This window comes from Streptomyces sp. NPDC002742 (genome assembly GCF_042888885.1).
Classification (GTDB): domain Bacteria; phylum Actinomycetota; class Actinomycetes; order Streptomycetales; family Streptomycetaceae; genus Streptomyces.
The window spans coordinates 366,279-383,160 of sequence record NZ_JBIAQF010000002.1; the positions used below are offsets into that span (position 1 = coordinate 366,279).

Sequence of the window (16,882 nt, forward strand, 5' to 3'; positions counted from 1 at the left end):
GATCTGACGGAGTATCAGAAAAGGCCTTCCCTCGTCCGGACGTCTGCGGCATCCTGCGCCCATGCAGACGGAGCTGAGCAAGGAACTGGGAGTCGAGCACGCCATCTTCGGCTTCACGCCGTTTCCCGCCGTCGCCGCGGCCATCAGCCGTGCGGGCGGATTCGGTGTGCTCGGCGCGGTCCGCTACACCGCCCCCGCCGACCTCGAACGCGACCTCGACTGGATCGAGGCGAACGTCGACGGCAGGCCCTACGGCCTGGACGTCGTCATGCCCGCGAAGAAGGTGGAGGGCGTCAGCGAGGCCGAAGTCGAGGCGATGATCCCCGAAGGGCACCGGCAGTACGTCAAGGACACCCTCGCCAAGTACGGCGTCCCCGAACTCGCCGAGGGCGAGGCGTCCGGCTGGCGCATCACGGGCTGGATGGAACAGGTCGCCCGCGGCCAGCTCGACGTCGCGTTCGACTATCCGATCAAGCTGCTCGCCAACGCGCTGGGCTCACCGCCCGCCGACGTCGTCGAGCGGGCACACGCCCAGGGCGTGCTCGTCGCGGCCCTCGCGGGCAGTGCCCGGCACGCGCGCAAGCACGCCGAGGCGGGCATCGACGTCGTCGTCGCGCAGGGCTACGAGGCCGGCGGTCACACCGGGGAGATCGCCTCCATGGTGCTCACCCCCGAAGTCGTCGACGCGGTCGGCCCGTTGCCCGTCCTGGCGGCGGGCGGCATCGGCAGCGGACAGCAGGTGGCGGCCGCGCTCAGCCTCGGCGCCCAGGGAGTGTGGCTCGGATCGATCTGGCTGACGGTCACCGAGGCCGACATGCACTCGCCCGCCGTCACCCGGAAACTGCTCGCCGCCGGCTCCGGCGACACCGTCCGCTCGCGCGCCCTGACCGGCAAGCCCGCACGCCAGTTGCGCACCGAGTGGACCGACGTCTGGGACGACCCGAACGGTCCCGGCACCCTCCCCATGCCGCTCCAGGGACTGCTGGTCGCGGACGCCGTCTCCCGCATCCAGAAGTACGAGGTGGAGCCCCTGCTCGGCACCCCGGTCGGCCAGATCGTGGGCCGGATGAACAGCGAACGCTCCGTCCAGGAGGTCTTCGACGATCTGACCCGGGGCTTCGAACGCGCCGTCGACCGCGTCAACCGCATCGCGGGCAGGGGGGAACCGGCATGAGCACAGCACCCAACGGTTTCTGGGCGCAGGCCACCGCCGACCCCGAGCGCGTCGTCCTCGTCACCCCCACCGGCGAGGAGTGGACCGCCGGACGGCTGCACGCCGCCGCCAACGGCCTCGTCCACGGACTGCGCGCCGCCGGTCTGCGGCGTGGCGACTCCTTCGCGGTCGTGCTGCCCAACGGCGTCGAGCTCCTCGTCGCCTACCTCGCGGCCTCGCAGGCGGGCCTCTACCTCGTCCCCGTCAACCACCACCTCGTCGGCCCCGAGATCGCCTGGATCGTCTCCGACTCCGGAGCCAGGGTCCTCATCGCCCACGAACGGTTCGCCGACGCGGCCCGGCACGCGGCCGACGAGGCGAAACTTCCCGAGGCGCAGCGGTACGCCGTCGGCGAGATCGAGGGCTTCCGGCCGTACGCCGAACTCCTCGACGGGCAGCCCGGGTCGGCGCCCGCCGACCGCACCCTCGGCTGGGTCATGAACTACACCTCGGGCACCACCGGCCGCCCGCGCGGCATCCGGCGCCCGCTGCCCGGCAAACTCCCCGAGGAGTCGTACCTCGGTGGCTTCCTCGCCATCTTCGGCATCAAACCGTTCCACGACAACGTCCATCTCGTCTGCTCGCCGCTCTACCACACCGCGGTGCTCCAGTTCGCGGGCGCGTCCCTGCACATCGGCCACCGGCTGGTGCTCATGGACAAGTGGACGCCCGAGGAGATGCTGCGTGTCATCGACGCACACAAGTGCACCCACACCCATATGGTGCCGACCCAGTTCCACCGGCTGCTGGCCCTCCCTGACGAGGTGAAGGCCCGCTACGACGTCTCCTCCATGCGGCATGCCATCCATGGCGCGGCCCCGTGCCCCGACCACGTGAAACGGGCCATGATCGCATGGTGGGGCGACAGCGTCGAGGAGTACTACGCCGCCAGTGAGGGCGGCGGAGCCTTCGCGACCGCCGAGGACTGGCTGAAGAAGCCCGGCACCGTCGGCAAGGCGTGGCCCATCAGCGAACTGGCCGTCTTCGACGACGACGGCAACCGGCTGCCGCCCGGCGAACTCGGCACCGTCTACATGAAGATGAGCACCGGCGGCTTCTCCTACCACAAGGACGAGACCAAGACCCGGAAGAACCGCATCGGTGACTTCTTCACCGTCGGAGACCTGGGCTGCCTCGACGAGGACGGCTATCTCTTCCTCCGCGACCGCAAGATCGACATGATCATCTCGGGCGGGGTCAACGTCTATCCGGCCGAGATCGAGGCGGCCCTGCTCTCGCACCCCGCCGTCGCCGACGCGGCGGCCTTCGGCATCCCGCACGACGACTGGGGCGAGGAGGTCAAGGCCGTGGTCGAGGCCGCGCCGGGCCACGAACCCGGTCCCGCGCTCGCCGCCGGCATCCTCGCCCACTGCGAACGCCAACTCGCGGGCTACAAGCGGCCCAAGAGCGTCGACTTCATCGCGGTGATGCCTCGCGACCCCAACGGGAAGCTGTACAAGCGACGGCTGCGCGATCCCTACTGGGAGGGCCGCACCCGAGCGATGTGACCCGGTTCGCCCTCCACGGCCGTCGCGCCACGCCGCCCCACTTGACCTCGTCCTTCCGTGGATCGAGGATCACGTCTCATGAAGCCTGGACACGGCAGTACGGTCGACGGGGTGCTGCGCCGCAGTGCCCGGCGCACACCGGCGCGGCGCGCCGTCGACTACCGAGAGCGCTCCTGGACGTACGCGGAACTCGACGAGGCCGTCTCCCGCGCGGCGACCGTCCTCCTCGACGAGGGGCTGTCCCCCGGGGACCGCGTGGGCGCCTACGGCCACAACTCGGACGCCTATCTGATCGGCTTCCTCGCCTGCGCCCGCGCCGGACTCGTCCATGTGCCGGTGAACCAGAACCTGACCGGCGACGACCTCGCCTACATCGTCGGCCAGTCGGGATGCTCCCTGGTCCTGACCGACCCCGACCTCGCGGGCCGGCTGCCGGAGGGCGTACGGACGCTGCCGCTGCGTGACGCCGACGGCTCGTTCCTCGCGCGACTGGAGGCGGCACGCCCGTACGACGGTGACGAGCCGCGCGGCGACACGCTCGTGCAGCTCCTCTACACGTCCGGCACCACAGCGCTGCCCAAGGGCGCGATGATGACCCACCGCGCCCTGGTGCACGAGTACCTGAGCGCGATCACCGCTCTCGATCTGAGCGCCGGGGACCTGCCGGTCCACTCGCTGCCGCTCTACCACTCGGCGCAGATGCACGTGTTCCTGCTGCCCTACCTCGCGGTCGGCGCCTCGAACACCATCCTCGACGCGCCGGACGCGGGGCAGCTCTTCGACCTGATCGAGGCGGGCCGCGCGGACAGCCTGTTCGCCCCGCCCACCGTGTGGATCGGCCTGTCGAACCGCCCCGACTTCGCCGACCGCGACCTGAGCGGGCTGCGCAAGGCGTACTACGGGGCGTCGATCATGCCTGTTCCCGTCCTGGAACGGCTGCGCGCGCGGCTGCCGAAGCTGGCCTTCTACAACTGCTTCGGCCAGAGCGAGATCGGCCCCCTGGCCACCGTCCTCGGGCCCGACGAGCACAAGGGCCGGATGGACTCGTGCGGACGCCCGGTGCTGTTCGTGGACGCACGGGTGGTCGACGAGGACGGCAAGGACGTGCCGGACGGGACACCGGGCGAAGTCGTCTACCGCTCACCGCAGTTGTGCGAGGGCTACTGGGACAAGCCCGAGGAGACGGCCGAGGCGTTCCGCGACGGCTGGTTCCACTCCGGGGACCTCGCCGTGCGCGACGCCCATGGGTACTTCACGGTCGTGGACCGGGTGAAGGACGTCATCAACTCCGGTGGTGTGCTGGTCGCTTCGCGGCAGGTCGAGGACGCGCTGTACACCCACGAGCAGGTCGCCGAGGTGGCCGTCGTCGGGCTTCCCGACGAGCGCTGGATCGAGGCCGTCACCGCGGTCGTCGTCCCCCGGGGCGAGGTCACCGAGGACGAACTGATCGCCCACGCACGCGAGAAGCTCGCCCACTTCAAGGCACCCAAGCGCGTCCTGTTCGTGGACGAACTTCCCCGCAACGCCAGCGGAAAGATCCTCAAGCGGGAACTGCGGGACCGGTTCGGCGACGCGTAGCCCCCGGCGGGGACGACGGCCGCTACAGGGGTCCATTCGCAGTGCATCGGGGCCTTCAGGCCGGTGGTGAAGCGAATCTGCAAGGTCGTTCTGCTCGGTGACCCTGGAAGATGACGGTTGCTCATCGACCCGGCGCCGGTGGCGCTACCCTGCTGTGTCGTGCAGGAGACGCGTCTCGACACCGCTCGGATCCGGGCGGCCCGCCGGGTAATCGACCCGGTATTTCTCGACACTCCGCTGTACCGATGTGAGGCGCTGGAGCCCGGCCTCGGGTGCGCGGTGAGCATCAAACTGGAAACGGCGAACCCGGTCCGCAGCTTCAAGGCCCGCGGCACCGAGGTGGTCGCGAGCCTGCTCGCCGGCAATGCCTCGCGAGCCGCGGTGTGCGCGAGCGCGGGCAACCTCGGCCAAGCCCTCGCATGGTCCGGTCGCGGCCGCGGGATCGACGTCACCGTCGTGGCATCCCGCTTCGCGACGACGGCCAAGCTTGATCGCATCCGCGCGCTGGGCGCCAGGCTGGAGCTGGTGGACGGCGACCACGAGATGGCTCGCGAGCGGGCGGCGGCCATCGCACGGCACGACGGCATCCGGCTGGTCGAAGACAGCCTGGACATCGAGACCTGTGAGGGCGCGGCGACCATCGGCCTGGAACTGGTGGACACCGCGCCGTCATTCGACGCCGTCCTGATCGCTCTCGGCGGTGGGGCGCTGGCCACCGGCGTGGGCCATGTGATGAAGGCAATGGCACCCCAGGTCGAGGTGATCTGCGTGCAGCCGCTGGGCGCACCGGCGATGACACACTCGTGGCGCGGGCGGCGTGTCGTCACCACCGACTCGACCGACACCATCGCCGACGGCGTCGCCGGCCGGCGTCCGATCCCGGCCGTCCTGGACGACCTCCTCCTGGTCGCCGACGACGCCGTCCTGGTCCAGGAGGCGTCGATCACCGCCGGTATGCGGATGCTCCTCGACCACGCCGGCCTCGTCGTCGAACCGTCGGCCGCGCTCGGTATCGCGGCGATCCTCGAAGACCGTGACCGCTTCGCCGACCGACACGTCGTCACCATCGTGTGCGGCAGCAACGTCGACATAGACGCCTACCACCGCTGGGTCGGCGCGGCGCCCGTCCACAGGTCTTGACAAGCGTTCTCCAGACGACGGCGTCGATCACTTGACGGTGATCACGCCACCGTCCGCCTCGCTCGGGCGTCGGGTCACGATGGTCCAGCAGTGGCGCCCCAGCCGTTCGGAGGACTCGATGCCTTTGTGGGCGACGCGGTGTCGGACACCGCATCTGCGTAACCACACCAGCGCCGGCGAACCCTCCGTGCGTCTTCGTGTTGGACTGCCCACCACAGCCCACCGCGGTGATCAGTAGCAGCGTGGCGACTGCGCCGCCGTGCGCCCTGATACTCGATCGCAAATCTGGGCGCTCCAGTATTTCTCCCAGCTGGTGCCGCCAGTGAGCTCGAGGGTCGGTGTGGGTGCGCGGGCCGCCCGATCGCGTCGACGCAGCAGCGATCCGAGCCGGCCGACGAGCGGCGAGGCGCGCTCAGGCGGAGCGTGTGCGGCGGGAGTTGGCCCACAGAAGAAGTGCGGCGCCGGCTGCGACGGCGAGCAGTACGCCGCCCGCGGCCCAGGCCACCGTGCCGGTACCGGATGTCCCGGCTGAGTGCTTTGCGGCTTGCTGAGCAGCGCAGGCTTTTCCGGGTGCGGCGGGGGCGATACGCAGACGGGCCCATGGTTTGTCGGGGCCGGTCCGGTTGACGTCGTGGCGGTGGACGACGTAGATGCCGGGTGCGGAGTCGCAGGTCAGGGTGGTGGTGGCGGTCAGGACGGCTTTGGCGCCGCGCAGGACGGGGCGGTCGGTGAAGGCGCGGGAGGTCAGGGTGATGTCTCCGTCCGATCCCTCGTCGTCGTTGTCCGTGATGGTGATGCGGCTGCCGGCCCGGAAGGTGCGCACGTCCCATTCCGACTGGGGCCACGTCCTGTCCGGAGCCCAGCGCTCCTCCAGCCTGGGCGGAGGCAGTTTCCTGGCCTTGTTCCGGCAGGCGCGGCGTGCCGCCTCGTCGGCGGGTTCCACGCGCACCTGTGCCCATCGGAACGGATGCTCGTCCGGGCCCACGTCTCCGGCGCCGCGTTGTGTCACCGGGTAGGTGCCGGGCCGGGCGTCGCAGGCGATGGTGACGGTGGTGGTCAGCACCGGATGCATCATGCGCAGTTTCCCTGCCGCGACGAACGCGGGGGAGTTGATCGTTGCGAGGTAAGTGGCATCGCTGGCCGCGGTGTTGACCGTCAGTGTGTCGCCGGGATGCACCGAGCGGACACTTCCGAACGGGAGCGAGGGTCCGGGCGGCGAGGCCGAGGCCGGCCCGGCTGCCAGAAAGGGGAGCAGGAGGGGGAGTGCCGCCCACGCGGTCTTGCGGAGTCGGTCCATCGTCGCACCCTGTCCTCTTATTTGATGCCATGTCGGCTATCGCTCACCAGTACACTATCGCCACTCGATTGAACATATGTGCGGGTTATGGGTAGTTCAGGGCCCGCTCACTGTTCGGCCCTCTTCAAGACGGAAAGGCATCTTCTTGCGTTCCAGATGCAGATGGATTCAAGCCCTTGCGCTCGGACTGGGTGCAGGAGTTCTCGGCGCCGGGACGGCATGGGCCGGGACAGGTGATCCGTCACCGGTGGTCTCCGTCCCACCGACGGCCTCCGCATCACCGAAGACTCCCGGCACCGCGCCGCAGGTCCCGCCGATGCTGTCCCCGCCGTCGTCGACGGTCGCGGGGGCCGTCGACCCGACCGACTCCGCCACCCCCTCGGACGCCTCGACGCAGCCCGCCGAGCCGTCCCCCTCGCAGTCTGCCGAGCCGACCGTCTTTCCCTCTCCCCCGGACGGACCGAGTCTGAGCGAGGAGGAGAAGTACTGGACGGCTGAGCGCATGGCCAATGCGGTCCCGGTCGATGACCCGCCGGACCCCGCTCCGGCCGCCTCGAAGCACGGCATCACGGCCGGCGCCGCCGCGCACCGGCCGCCGCCGTCGGGCACCCCCACTCCGGAGCACTTCCTCGGCCACCCGATGGTGGGCACGTTCTTCTTCGACGGCAAGCCGCTCGGCGGCCCGAAGACGTACTGCACGGGCAGCGTCGTGCACACGGGCGCCAAGGACATCGTCCTGACCGCCGGACACTGCGGGCTCGGCCTGAAGTCAGCCACCCACCGCATCTTCGTACCGCGCTACCGCATCGGCCGGCCCGCCGCCGAGCAACCGGACGGCGTGTTCCCGGTGTCCCGGCTCTACATAGACCCGCGCTACGAGAGGAACAGCAAGAAGGCGGTCTCCGACCTCGACCTGGCTTTCGCTCAGGTCGGCCCCAACAGCCGGGGCAAGGTGGAGGATGTCACGGGAGCCCTGACCTTCACGCCGACCAGCAGCTACCACCACAAGGTCACCGTCATCGGCTATCCCGACGACGCCGGTGTCAACCCCGACCACGTGCCGGTCCGCTGCCCCGTCAGCACCTCCCAGTTGCCAGGCTTCCGGCAGATGCGCATGACCTGCACCGGCTTCTACGGTGGTGTTTCCGGCGGCCCGTGGATCGAGGACCACAACAGCACCAACGGCACCGGCAAGGTGATCGGCAACACCGGCGGGTACAACGGCGGCGGCAACGACGCCGACGACGACTGGGTGACCTACGCGCCGATCTACGGCAAGGACGCCCAGGACCTGTTCGCCGACGCCGCCGCGCATCGGAAAGTGGATGACGACAAGCCGCCGTACCAGCCGTCCGGAGACCCCTGGCTGCCCGGCGCGGCGACCACCTGGCAGCACGCCGACCTGATGGCCTCGGGCGACTTCCGCCAGACCGGCCACAGCGACATGATCGTGGTCTGGTCCGACGGCGAGGTCACGCTCTACCCCGGCAACGGACACGGCGGCTACGACCCCGAGCGGCAGCTGCTGGACAACTATGCCGGTACGACGACCTCGGGCCTCGGCGGCGAGCATCGCATCCTGGACCCCAACGGGCTCTGGAAGCACGACGCGGCCATGACGACCGGTGACTTCACCGGCAACGGCCGTACCGACGATCTCGTCATCCGCTGGTCCGACGGCGAGACCACCATGTACACCGATACCCTCGCCGACCGGCTGGGAACCGAACGCATGCTCGTCGCCCCGACCTCCTGAGCCCACCCGAACCACGCAGCCGGGCGTCGACGGCAAGACCCGCTTCTACGACGCCACGGACGTGGTGCCGATGGACGGCGTGGTGCGCAAGGACTGGCGCGAGGCGGTCGTCGACGACAAGGGCGAGGTCGAGCGCATCCCGGGCTCAGCCTGAGCTGCCTGGGAGGACGAAACCGTTTTCGTAGGCGAATACCACAGCTTGGGCGCGGTCACGCAGATGGAGCTTGGCGAACATGCTGCCGATGTGGCTTTTCACCGTCGCCTCGGTCACGACCAGGTGCGCGGCGATCTCCGGGTTCGACAGGCCCCTGGCCACCAGGAGGAGGGTCTCCCGTTCCCGGGGAGTGAGATCGGCCAGCGGCTTGGTGGGGAGGCGGAGCGGTTCGGTGCGGGTGGCGTAGTCCTCGATCAGCCTGCGGGTGATCGACGGCGACAGCAGGGCCTCACCGGCGTGCACGACGCGGATCGCCTCCAGCAGGCGGTCGCGGGAGGCGTCCTTGAGCAGAAAACCCGACGCGCCCGCCCGTAGTGCGCCGAAGACGTATTCGTCCAGGTCGTAGGTCGTAAGGATCAGCACCCGGGGCGAGGATCCGGAGGCGGTCAGCCGGGAGGTGGCCTCCACACCGTCCATGCGCGGCATGCGGATGTCCATCAGGACCACGTCCGGGCGCAGAGCGGCGGCCTGGGTGAGTGCCTCGTGGCCGTCGGCGGCTTCGCCGACGACCTCGAGGTCCTTCTGGGTCTGCAGGAACAGCCGGAAGCCGGTGCGGATCAGCTCCTGGTCGTCGACGATCAGAAGGCGGGTCATGCCGCATCCCCGACGGGGAGCCGGGCCGTCACCAGGAATCCGCTGGCGGTATGGCGGGCGTCCAGGCTGCCGCCTGTCACCGCCGCACGCTCCCGCATCCCGAGGATGCCGTGCCCGGCGGCCGGCGGGACCCGGTCGCGGCCGCCGCCGCCGTCGTCTTCGACCGTGACGTCCAGCTGCGTCCGGCCGTAGTGGAGCGTCACCGTGACCTGGGTGGGGTCGGTGTGTTTGAGCACGTTGGTCAGCGCCTCCTCGACGATTCGGTAGGCCGACAGCTCGAGGCCGCCGGCCAGCGGCCGGGCCTCGCCGGTGAGCTCCAGCCGCACGGACATCCCGGCTGCCCGGTATCCGGAAACCAGCTCGGCGAGCTGGTCGAGCGACGGCTGCGGCCGCCACTGCGCGCTGTTGTCCGACGTGCGCAGCAGACCGAGGATCCGGCGGAGCTCGGCCAGGCTCTGCTCCGCATTGGCCTCGACCCGTTCCAGGGTCTCAGCCGCGACCTGGGGCTCGGTCGGCAGGACGTCCCGGGCGCCGCGCACACCGATCAGCATGACGGTGACCGAATGGGCGACGATGTCGTGGAGCTCGCGGGCGATGGAGGTGCGCTCCCGCTGTGCCGCGATCTGGTCGAGCTGCTCGCGCTCGCGTTCCAGGGTGGCCGCGCGGTCCTCCAGCGCCCAGGTGTAGCGCCGCCGGGTCTGCAGATACGAGCCGAGGGCCCACGCGCCGATCGAGACGGGCAGCGAGCAGATGCTCGCCAGAAGCAGGAACAGCGCCGTCGGGACGAGCGCCGCCACCGACACCCTTCGGTCACGCAGGTCGGCGAGCGAGGCAAGGGCGACCACGACGGGCGCCCCGCCCGGCGAGTAGCCCAGCGGCACGAGCACCGCGGCCCCCGCACAGACCGCGATGAGCACCGCCAAGGGTGCGCGGCGGCGGACGAGCAGGACGGAGCCGGCAAACACCGTCACCACGACCGGGATCACGTCGACCGGGATCACGCCGACCCGGATCACGCCGACCGGGGGGGCGCCGTCGAAGAGCTGCCCCAGCTCCACTCCGGTCGTGATCACCGCCAGCGCGAGGTCGAACAGCGCCGAGCGGCGCGCGACCAGCAGGCCGTACGCCGTCCGGGCCCGCTCAGGGAGCCGGTTCACGCCAGGTCGCGCCGTCGCTCGACGATGACCGCGACGAGCGTGACCGCGACCGTCCACGCGGCCAGTACCCATCCGGCCGAGACCACCGACAGGGTCGTGTTGTGCGTCATCCGGCTCAGAATCCCGGCAGCGCCGAAGGGCGTGAGGTTGACCCCCGATTCCCAGACGCCGGACAGCAGCGGGACCACGGCGAAGTTCACGACGAGGAGGACGACAACTCCCAGGACCGGGCTACGGATCAGGGCGCCGAGGGCGGCACCCATGGTCGCGGACAGGACGAACGCCACGAGGTTGCCCGCCACGACGGCACCGACGTCTCCCGAGGTGAGATCGGGACCCGGCTGATCGCTCAGCAGGGGCAGCGCTAGCCCGACCGACACCATGGTCGTCAGCGTACCGAGCAGGAGCCCGGTCAGGGCGTAAGCGGTGATTCTCGCCGACAGCACGACCCCGCGGTGACGGCGGCCCACAAGAGCCGCCGGTGCGGCCGTCCGGTGCCGGTACTCCCCAGCCGTACCGACCAACCCCCAGAGCAGAAGCAGGATCGGCAACGCCGACAGGGCCTCCTCCTTCTCGGGCACCTCGTCCAGGGTGCCCGACCACACCGCGACCGCCAGAACGTTGAGGACCGCGAACGCGACCCCGCCCACCGCGAAGCCCAGCACAGTCCGGGTGGTCACGGTCTTGATCAGTTCGCCTCGCAGCAGATGGCTCAACGGTCCGCCCCTCCCGTGAGACCGAAAAACGTATCCTCCAGCGACGTAGTCCGCTGGACGATCTCCTCCAGCAGTACGCCGGCGCGGTGGGCCAGCCCTGCGACCTCCGCGGCGTCGAGCCCTTCGACCAGCAGCCCGCCTCCGTCCTCGCGCTTTGTGCGGCCACCGGCCCGGGCCACCAGCGCCGACAGGCGCTCGGCCTCGGCGGTGCGTACGACGACCACGCTTTCCCCGGACCGTTCGAGATCCCTGATCGCGCCTTCGTGGACCAGCCGGCCCCGGTCGATCATGATCACGTCGTCTACGGTCTGGGCCGCCTCGCCCAGCATGTGGCTGGACAGCAGGACCGTGCCACCGTTCGCGGCCCGATCCCGCAGCAGCGTGCGCAACCAGCGGATGCCCTGCGGGTCCAGGCCGTTCACCGGCTCGTCCAGTACCAGGATCTCCGGATCGCCCAGGAGCGCCGCGGCGAGCCCGAGCCGCTGCCGCATGCCCATCGAATACTTCCCGACCCTGCGCTTGGCGGCCTCCTCCAGGCCGACGAGTTCCAGGACCTCGCCGACCCGGCGGCGGGGCAACCCGGCCAGCGCGGCCAGCGACCGCAGGTGCGCCCGACCGGTCCGGCCGGGATGGGCACCGCACGGCTCGATGTGCACGCCGAGCAGGCGGGCGTCGGGCCTGATCGTCGTGACTGACGTGCCACGTACGAACGCCCGGCCCGCAGTCGGCCGTGCCAGTCCGACGAGCGCTTTGAGCGCGGTGGTCTTCCCTGCCCCATTCGGGCCGAAGAACCCCGTCACCCTTCCGGACCCGACCGTGAACGACAAGTCGTCGACTGCCGTTCTACGGCCATAACGCTTGGTCAGCCCTTCGACCCTGATGGCTGCCGGGTCTCCAACGAATGTTCGTGAAGAAGTCATGCCCGAAGCTTCCGATGTGGTGATCTCCCAGTCATCCGCCCACGGTCGAAACCCGAACTCCCACCAGGGGAGGAGACCACCGCTGGGCGCCGTCTCCCAGAAGGCCCGCTCCAGCAGGCGTTCCATAGGTGGCCGCTCATGAAACACCCCGCCGCTCGGAGGTCCACCCGCGGCGATCATGTTTCATGAGTTGTTGCAAACGACTGGACGTCTGAAACACCCTCATGACAGTCCGGGGTCGTGAGGGACGACTTCAAGCGCGTGGAATCGCAGGCCCGGCCCGATGTCCACCTGTGCCACCCCGGCGGGCTCCCCGTGCCGGACGGGCAAGGGCAAGGTGGCCATCCAGTACCACGCCGCCCGCTTCCGCCTCGTGCCCCGACTCGCCAAGGTGCTCAGCGTGCCGACCCCCGCCGTACGCAAGCCGGGGTCGGTGTGGGCCGAGCTGCCGCGGTCGGTGAGCGCCGACGTCGAACCGGTCGGGCGCGTCCGCCTTGGCTGTGCCCGCGCCTCGACCGCCCGGCAGTCCCTCGACGCACAGCTCGACTCCCTCGCCGAGGCCGGGGTGACGCGGGTCTTCTCGGAGAAGATCTCCACCCGTGCCACGAAACGGCCCGAGCTGGAGGCAGCCGTGAAGCTCGCCGGGGAGATCCGCTCCTCCGGCGCCGCCGTGACCCTCGTCGTCCACGAGCACAAGCGGCTCGGCCACGCCATCGAACTCGCCATGCTCGCCGAGGAACTGAAGGCGAGCGATGTCGGAGTTCGTCACCGGAGAGCTGAAGGGCTCGCACGACCCGTCCGGCACCGTGTTCACCGTACTCGCGGCCATGTCCGGGATGGAGCGCGAGTACATCCGCGACCGCACCCTCGAAGGCCACGAGTCCGCCCGCAGGCGCGGCAAGACCATCGGCGGCGCGGGCGTCACCGACGAGTCCATGCTGTCCGTGGCCCTTCACCTACGCGACCAGGAGATGAGCCTGCGCGACATCGCCAAGCGGCTCGTCATCACCACTGGCGCGAAGAAGGGCCAGCACCCCTCGCCCGCCACCGTCATGCGGATGCTGCGCGAACACGACGAGCAGGCCGCCACAGCGGCGAGCGCGTGATCACCCCGCTACTTTGCGGCTGGTGTCTGAGCTAGGACACCGGTGCCGTGTCGGCACGTACACCAGGCCATGGCGCACGCCGCGCGGCGTCCGGGGGTCGGGAACCTCGGTCAACCGGGCCGGCCCCGGCAGTTCATCCTCGGCGGCGTCAGGCCGATCACAGAGTCGGTCCAGGGCGGGCGGGATCGGAGAAGATGCGACGGCAGGCACGGACTTCTGTAGGGATCACTGAACTCGATACCCACATGATCTTGGAAACTCGTGTCTGCTCCACGTTCCAGGCCCACATCAGGACAACCCACTCAACCCGCGACGCGACCATGCCGAAGCCCTGACAGGTTCAGATCGCGTTCGTGGTCCTCCTGGATACAGGCCGGTGTGCGTTTGAGGTGCACCGGCTGCTTTGGCGGCCGGACGCCGGTCGACGGCAAATGCCCTGTGGACCGGCGTTGACCCAGGCGATCCACACCAGTGCGAACACCACGGTGAACTCGCCCAGACCACGCCAGGTGAGGTGTCGGGCGAAGTGGTGGGCGGCCTGGGCGACCAGCACGACCAGGTCGTAGAACAGTTCGAGCGGTCCGACCACCCGCTCGCGCGGCTGTTCGCCATGGGCGCGCGGGGGCTGCCACAGGCGGGCCCACCGCTCGTGTCGTGAGGTCACAGCGGCAGCCCAGGACTTCAGCGGACCAGAGCCTCGGACACGGCCCACAGCCGGGCCGCGTTCTCCGGGTCCAGGGCGTACGGCGCGACGCCGGCGACGGCACCGGCTCGCGCGGTGACCTGCTCGGCCTGCGCGCAGTCCTCGAAGTAGCGGCCGGTGATGCCCTCCACCGTCGGCGAGGCGGCCAGCAGCACCGAGGTCGCGGCGCCCTGTTCCACGGTCTTCTGCGGCGGCAGCGCGAGGTCGCCCGAGGCGATGAAGGCGGCCACCTGCTGCATGTCCACGTGCCGGGCCAGGGACGTGTCGGCGATGTTGCCCGGCATCAGCGCGTTGGCGGTGATGCCGTCGTCGGCCCATCGTCCGGCGGCACCGACGGCGAACAGGGCGTTGCGGCGCCCGCCGCGGCGAGCACCCGGGCCGTCTCCACACCGATTCCGGAACTGGCTCCGGTCACCACGGCCCGGCGGCCGTGCAGGTCGACGCCGTCGATGACTTCGGCGGCGGTTGTGCTTGCCCCGAACTTGTGGGGTGTCTGAGATACGGACATGAGATGACTCTCCTGATGCGAGTGACGTGAGTGACGTGAGTGATCGAAGTGATGTGAGTGACTTGAGAGGGCCCAGGGCCACAGCGTGCGCGGCTCATGTGCCGATCGTGTTCAGCGTCTCGGCGAGGGGGAGGCTCAGGGGCTGGGCTGGGCTGGGCTGGGCTGGGCTGGGCTGGGCCGGGCTGGGCCGCACCCGCGATGGCAGGTCCGGTCGGGTCACCGCGGACACGGCGCGGCGCCGAAGGGAGCCCGGCACGCGCCGCCTGCCGACGCGACACGGCTGAACCCGTCGTCCGTGAAGTGTCCGGCGGCGATCACGGTGCCGGCCGCCGGAGTACGTGGTCGCGCACGGCTCCCGCCCGGTCCGGAACGGCGTCGGTGGACCGTCCTTCCGGGTTCCGTCGCAGGTGGTCCGGGACCATGTGGTCGACGGGGGCACGGGGGCCTTTCGGGACTCGACGGCCTCGGGCCGGAGCGGGGGAGGCGGGGTGCCCCGCACCGGGATCTTGTGGGCCGTCGGCCGGTTCTCACCCGTTGAGCGTCCCCATGAACTCGGGTGCGTAGCGATCGCCGGTGATCACGCCGTGCGGGGCGACCGCCTCGATCGCGGCGATGTCGTCGGCGGTCAGAGCCACCTCGGTCGCGGCGACGTTCTCCTCGAGGTAGCGGCGGCGCTTGGTGCCGGGGATGGCGACGGCGCCTTGGTGCTGGACCCAGGCGAGCGCCAGCTGGGAGGGCGTGACGTTCTTGTCGTCGGCGATGCGGCGGACCTCGCGGACGACATCCAGATTGTGGTCGAAGTTCTTGCCCTGGAACCGGGGGTCGGTCCGGCGCCAGTCGTCCTCGGCGAAGTCCTCGGGGCTGGTGATCGCGCCGGACAGGAAGCCGCGCCCCAGCGGGGAGTAGGCGACCAGGCCGATCCCCAGCTCCCGCAGTGTGTCGCGTACTCCGTCGTGCTCGATGCCGCGCTCGAAGAGCGAGTACTCGGTCTGGACGGCGGCGAGCGGGTGGACGGCGTGGGCACGCCGGATGGTCCGCGCGGAGGCCTCGCACACACCGATGTGGCGGATCTTGCCCTCGGCGACCAGCTCGGCCAGGGCGCCGACGGTTTCCTCGACGGGCACCTCGGGGTCGATGCGGTGCAGGTAGTACAGGTCGACGTGGTCGGTGCGCAGATGCCGCAGCGAGCGTTCGAGGGCCCGGCGGACGTACTCGGGCCGGCCGTTGAGACCGAGCGGCCGGCCGTCGTCGGTGATCTCGAAACCGGTCTTGGTCGCGACCACTGCAGCCTCCCGGCGCCCTGACAGCGCCTTGCCGAGAAGCTGCTCGTTGACGAAGGGGCCGTAGCTCTCGGCGGTGTCCAGCAGGGTGACGCCGAGCTCCAGCGCGCGGTCGATGGTGGCCAGCGACTCGGTCTCGTCCGTGGAGCCGTAGAACGCGCTCATACCCATGCAGCCGAGGCCTTGGGCCCCGACCGTCAGGCCCTGGCCGCCCAGTGTGCGGTGTTCCATAGGAGTTCTCCTAGCATGTAACTAACTGGATATATACATCACTGTAGACCTGGGGATTGTGAGTGTCAATAACTAGATAGTTACTTGCTAGGGTGGCGGGCATGCCACGGGACTCCAGCGCCACCAAGGCCCGGCTGCTCGACGCCGCCTTCACCGAATTCGCCGCCTACGGCATCGCCGGTGCCCGGGTGGACCGGATCGCGGAGGCCGCAGGGGCGAACAAGCGGCTGATCTACGCCTACTTCGGCAACAAAGAGCAGCTGTTCGACGAGGTGCTGCAACGGGCGATGGCGGCGGGTGCCGAATCGGTGCCTTTCGATGCCGGGGACCTGCCCGGATACGCCGGCGCGATCTTCGATCACCTCGTCGCCCGTCCGGACCTGATGCGCCTACGACTATGGAAACTGCTGGAGCGTCCCTCCGCCACCGGACTCGAACCGAACGCCTTCCGGCGCAAATCCGCCGAAGTGGCCGACGCGCAGCAGCGTGGCGAGATCGCGCAGGACATGGAGGCTGCCGATCTTCTGGCCATGGTTCTCGCCGCGGCCCAAGCGTGGTTCTGGGCTGCCGAAGGTGTCGACCCCGAGGTGGTCAGCCGGTCCTGGTCGCGGCAGCGGCTGGCCCTGCACCGCTCGGCGGTCGTCGAGGCCGCCCGCCGGATGACCGAGCCGAGGACCGCCGGAGGGTAGCGGCCTCATGGGTGCGTCGGGCGCAGGGCGGGTCTGTCTCCCTCAGGGCGAGGAGGTGGGTGCGACTCCCTCAGGCCGAGAAGGCGGGTCCGACACCCTCACGGCGAGGAGGCGGGTCCGACACCCTCACGGCGAGGAGGCGGGGCGGGCACTGGCGGGCACGCGGCGGGCCGGTTCCGCGCGCAAAGGCGCGCCGTTCCCGGTCGCTCCGGCAAGTGGTGGATGTCTTCGGCGCCGCAGGAAACGCCACGCCGAAAGGGCCGCGCGCGCTC

Annotated in this window: 16 protein-coding genes and 1 pseudogene; 8 read left to right on the forward strand and 9 right to left on the reverse strand. The window is 70.2% G+C overall.

What is annotated here, in order from left to right; translation table 11 throughout:
* The first annotated feature begins 61 nt into the window (after positions 1–61).
* The 4 genes from ACFYW8_RS04425 to ACFYW8_RS04440 all read left to right on the forward strand — a co-directional run bounded on the left by ACFYW8_RS04425 (position 62) and on the right by ACFYW8_RS04440 (position 5,439).
* Entirely contained in the window at positions 62–1,174 is a 1,113-nt protein-coding gene (locus ACFYW8_RS04425) for an NAD(P)H-dependent flavin oxidoreductase (protein WP_389067724.1), read from the forward strand.
* Complete coding sequence (locus tag ACFYW8_RS04430) at positions 1,171–2,721, forward strand: acyl-CoA synthetase (RefSeq protein WP_389067727.1); 1,551 nt, start codon at positions 1,171–1,173, stop codon at positions 2,719–2,721. Before ACFYW8_RS04425 ends, ACFYW8_RS04430 begins: the two co-directional genes overlap by 4 nt.
* Before the next feature lie 78 nt (positions 2,722–2,799).
* Complete coding sequence (locus tag ACFYW8_RS04435; RefSeq protein WP_389067730.1) at positions 2,800–4,299, forward strand: acyl-CoA synthetase; 1,500 nt, start codon at positions 2,800–2,802, stop codon at positions 4,297–4,299.
* A 159-nt stretch (positions 4,300–4,458) separates the two neighbouring features.
* Positions 4,459–5,439 (forward strand): threonine/serine dehydratase, encoded by a 981-nt coding sequence (locus ACFYW8_RS04440; RefSeq protein ID WP_389067733.1) that lies wholly within the window; start codon positions 4,459–4,461, stop codon positions 5,437–5,439.
* 412 nt (positions 5,440–5,851) lie between these two features.
* Here the strand turns inward: ACFYW8_RS04440 and ACFYW8_RS04445 are convergent, their stop codons facing one another.
* Positions 5,852–6,736 carry a hypothetical protein gene (locus ACFYW8_RS04445; protein ID WP_389067735.1) on the reverse strand — a complete coding sequence of 295 codons (885 nt, stop codon included), beginning with the start codon at positions 6,734–6,736 and terminating at the stop codon, positions 5,852–5,854.
* A gap of 316 nt (positions 6,737–7,052) precedes the next feature.
* On the opposite strand from ACFYW8_RS04445, the gene ACFYW8_RS04450 reads away from it, so the two are divergent.
* Positions 7,053–8,492 (forward strand): trypsin-like serine peptidase, encoded by a 1,440-nt coding sequence (locus ACFYW8_RS04450; protein ID WP_389067738.1) that lies wholly within the window; start codon positions 7,053–7,055, stop codon positions 8,490–8,492.
* Between the two features lie 145 nt (positions 8,493–8,637).
* Here the strand turns inward: ACFYW8_RS04450 and ACFYW8_RS04455 are convergent, their stop codons facing one another.
* Genes ACFYW8_RS04455 through ACFYW8_RS04470 form a run of 4 tightly spaced genes read right to left on the reverse strand, consistent with a single transcriptional unit; the run spans position 8,638 to position 12,093 of the window.
* Positions 8,638–9,300: a response regulator transcription factor gene (locus tag ACFYW8_RS04455; protein WP_365875558.1), complete on the reverse strand. Its 663-nt coding sequence runs from the start codon at positions 9,298–9,300 to the stop codon at positions 8,638–8,640.
* Complete coding sequence (locus ACFYW8_RS04460; protein WP_389067743.1) at positions 9,297–10,457, reverse strand: sensor histidine kinase; 1,161 nt, start codon at positions 10,455–10,457, stop codon at positions 9,297–9,299. Before ACFYW8_RS04460 ends, ACFYW8_RS04455 begins: the two co-directional genes overlap by 4 nt.
* Positions 10,454–11,173 carry an ABC transporter permease gene (locus ACFYW8_RS04465; protein ID WP_365875562.1) on the reverse strand — a complete coding sequence of 240 codons (720 nt, stop codon included), beginning with the start codon at positions 11,171–11,173 and terminating at the stop codon, positions 10,454–10,456. Before ACFYW8_RS04465 ends, ACFYW8_RS04460 begins: the two co-directional genes overlap by 4 nt.
* Entirely contained in the window at positions 11,170–12,093 is a 924-nt protein-coding gene (locus ACFYW8_RS04470; RefSeq protein ID WP_365875564.1) for an ATP-binding cassette domain-containing protein, read from the reverse strand. The genes ACFYW8_RS04465 and ACFYW8_RS04470 overlap by 4 nt, the downstream gene beginning before the upstream one ends.
* Before the next feature lie 283 nt (positions 12,094–12,376).
* Between ACFYW8_RS04470 and ACFYW8_RS04475 the strand changes: the two are divergent.
* Positions 12,377–12,799, forward strand: a pseudogene (locus ACFYW8_RS04475) (recombinase family protein); the annotation flags it as partial.
* A gap of 46 nt (positions 12,800–12,845) precedes the next feature.
* Positions 12,846–13,199: a hypothetical protein gene (locus ACFYW8_RS04480; protein ID WP_389068165.1), complete on the forward strand. Its 354-nt coding sequence runs from the start codon at positions 12,846–12,848 to the stop codon at positions 13,197–13,199.
* A gap of 340 nt (positions 13,200–13,539) precedes the next feature.
* Here the strand turns inward: ACFYW8_RS04480 and ACFYW8_RS04485 are convergent, their stop codons facing one another.
* The 4 genes from ACFYW8_RS04485 to ACFYW8_RS04500 all read right to left on the reverse strand — a co-directional run bounded on the left by ACFYW8_RS04485 (position 13,540) and on the right by ACFYW8_RS04500 (position 15,921).
* A complete protein-coding gene (locus ACFYW8_RS04485; RefSeq protein WP_389067747.1) occupies positions 13,540–13,863 on the reverse strand; it encodes a low temperature requirement protein A in 324 nt (107 codons plus the stop codon).
* A 17-nt stretch (positions 13,864–13,880) separates the two neighbouring features.
* Entirely contained in the window at positions 13,881–14,186 is a 306-nt protein-coding gene (locus ACFYW8_RS04490) for a hypothetical protein (protein ID WP_389067751.1), read from the reverse strand.
* Entirely contained in the window at positions 14,186–14,410 is a 225-nt protein-coding gene (locus ACFYW8_RS04495; protein ID WP_389067753.1) for a hypothetical protein, read from the reverse strand. Before ACFYW8_RS04495 ends, ACFYW8_RS04490 begins: the two co-directional genes overlap by 1 nt.
* A 527-nt stretch (positions 14,411–14,937) precedes the next feature.
* Positions 14,938–15,921 carry an aldo/keto reductase gene (locus ACFYW8_RS04500; RefSeq protein ID WP_389067756.1) on the reverse strand — a complete coding sequence of 328 codons (984 nt, stop codon included), beginning with the start codon at positions 15,919–15,921 and terminating at the stop codon, positions 14,938–14,940.
* A 101-nt stretch (positions 15,922–16,022) separates the two neighbouring features.
* On the opposite strand from ACFYW8_RS04500, the gene ACFYW8_RS04505 reads away from it, so the two are divergent.
* Positions 16,023–16,610 (forward strand): TetR family transcriptional regulator, encoded by a 588-nt coding sequence (locus tag ACFYW8_RS04505; protein ID WP_389067759.1) that lies wholly within the window; start codon positions 16,023–16,025, stop codon positions 16,608–16,610.
* The last annotated feature ends 272 nt before the right edge of the window (positions 16,611–16,882 follow it).

Coding starts and splice junctions, on each gene's coding strand:
- ACFYW8_RS04495 (WP_389067753.1), bottom strand. CDS start 14,410: ATGTCCGTATCTCAGACACCCCACAAGTTCGGGGCAAGCACAACCGCC.
- ACFYW8_RS04425 (WP_389067724.1), top strand. CDS start 62: ATGCAGACGGAGCTGAGCAAGGAACTGGGAGTCGAGCACGCCATCTTC.
- ACFYW8_RS04490 (WP_389067751.1), bottom strand. CDS start 14,186: ATGCCGGGCAACATCGCCGACACGTCCCTGGCCCGGCACGTGGACATG.
- ACFYW8_RS04505 (WP_389067759.1), top strand. CDS start 16,023: ATGCCACGGGACTCCAGCGCCACCAAGGCCCGGCTGCTCGACGCCGCC.
- ACFYW8_RS04480 (WP_389068165.1), top strand. CDS start 12,846: ATGTCGGAGTTCGTCACCGGAGAGCTGAAGGGCTCGCACGACCCGTCC.
- ACFYW8_RS04430 (WP_389067727.1), top strand. CDS start 1,171: ATGAGCACAGCACCCAACGGTTTCTGGGCGCAGGCCACCGCCGACCCC.
- ACFYW8_RS04435 (WP_389067730.1), top strand. CDS start 2,800: ATGAAGCCTGGACACGGCAGTACGGTCGACGGGGTGCTGCGCCGCAGT.
- ACFYW8_RS04470 (WP_365875564.1), bottom strand. CDS start 12,093: ATGACTTCTTCACGAACATTCGTTGGAGACCCGGCAGCCATCAGGGTC.
- ACFYW8_RS04450 (WP_389067738.1), top strand. CDS start 7,053: ATGCTGTCCCCGCCGTCGTCGACGGTCGCGGGGGCCGTCGACCCGACC.
- ACFYW8_RS04500 (WP_389067756.1), bottom strand. CDS start 15,921: ATGGAACACCGCACACTGGGCGGCCAGGGCCTGACGGTCGGGGCCCAA.
- ACFYW8_RS04445 (WP_389067735.1), bottom strand. CDS start 6,736: ATGGACCGACTCCGCAAGACCGCGTGGGCGGCACTCCCCCTCCTGCTC.
- ACFYW8_RS04455 (WP_365875558.1), bottom strand. CDS start 9,300: ATGACCCGCCTTCTGATCGTCGACGACCAGGAGCTGATCCGCACCGGC.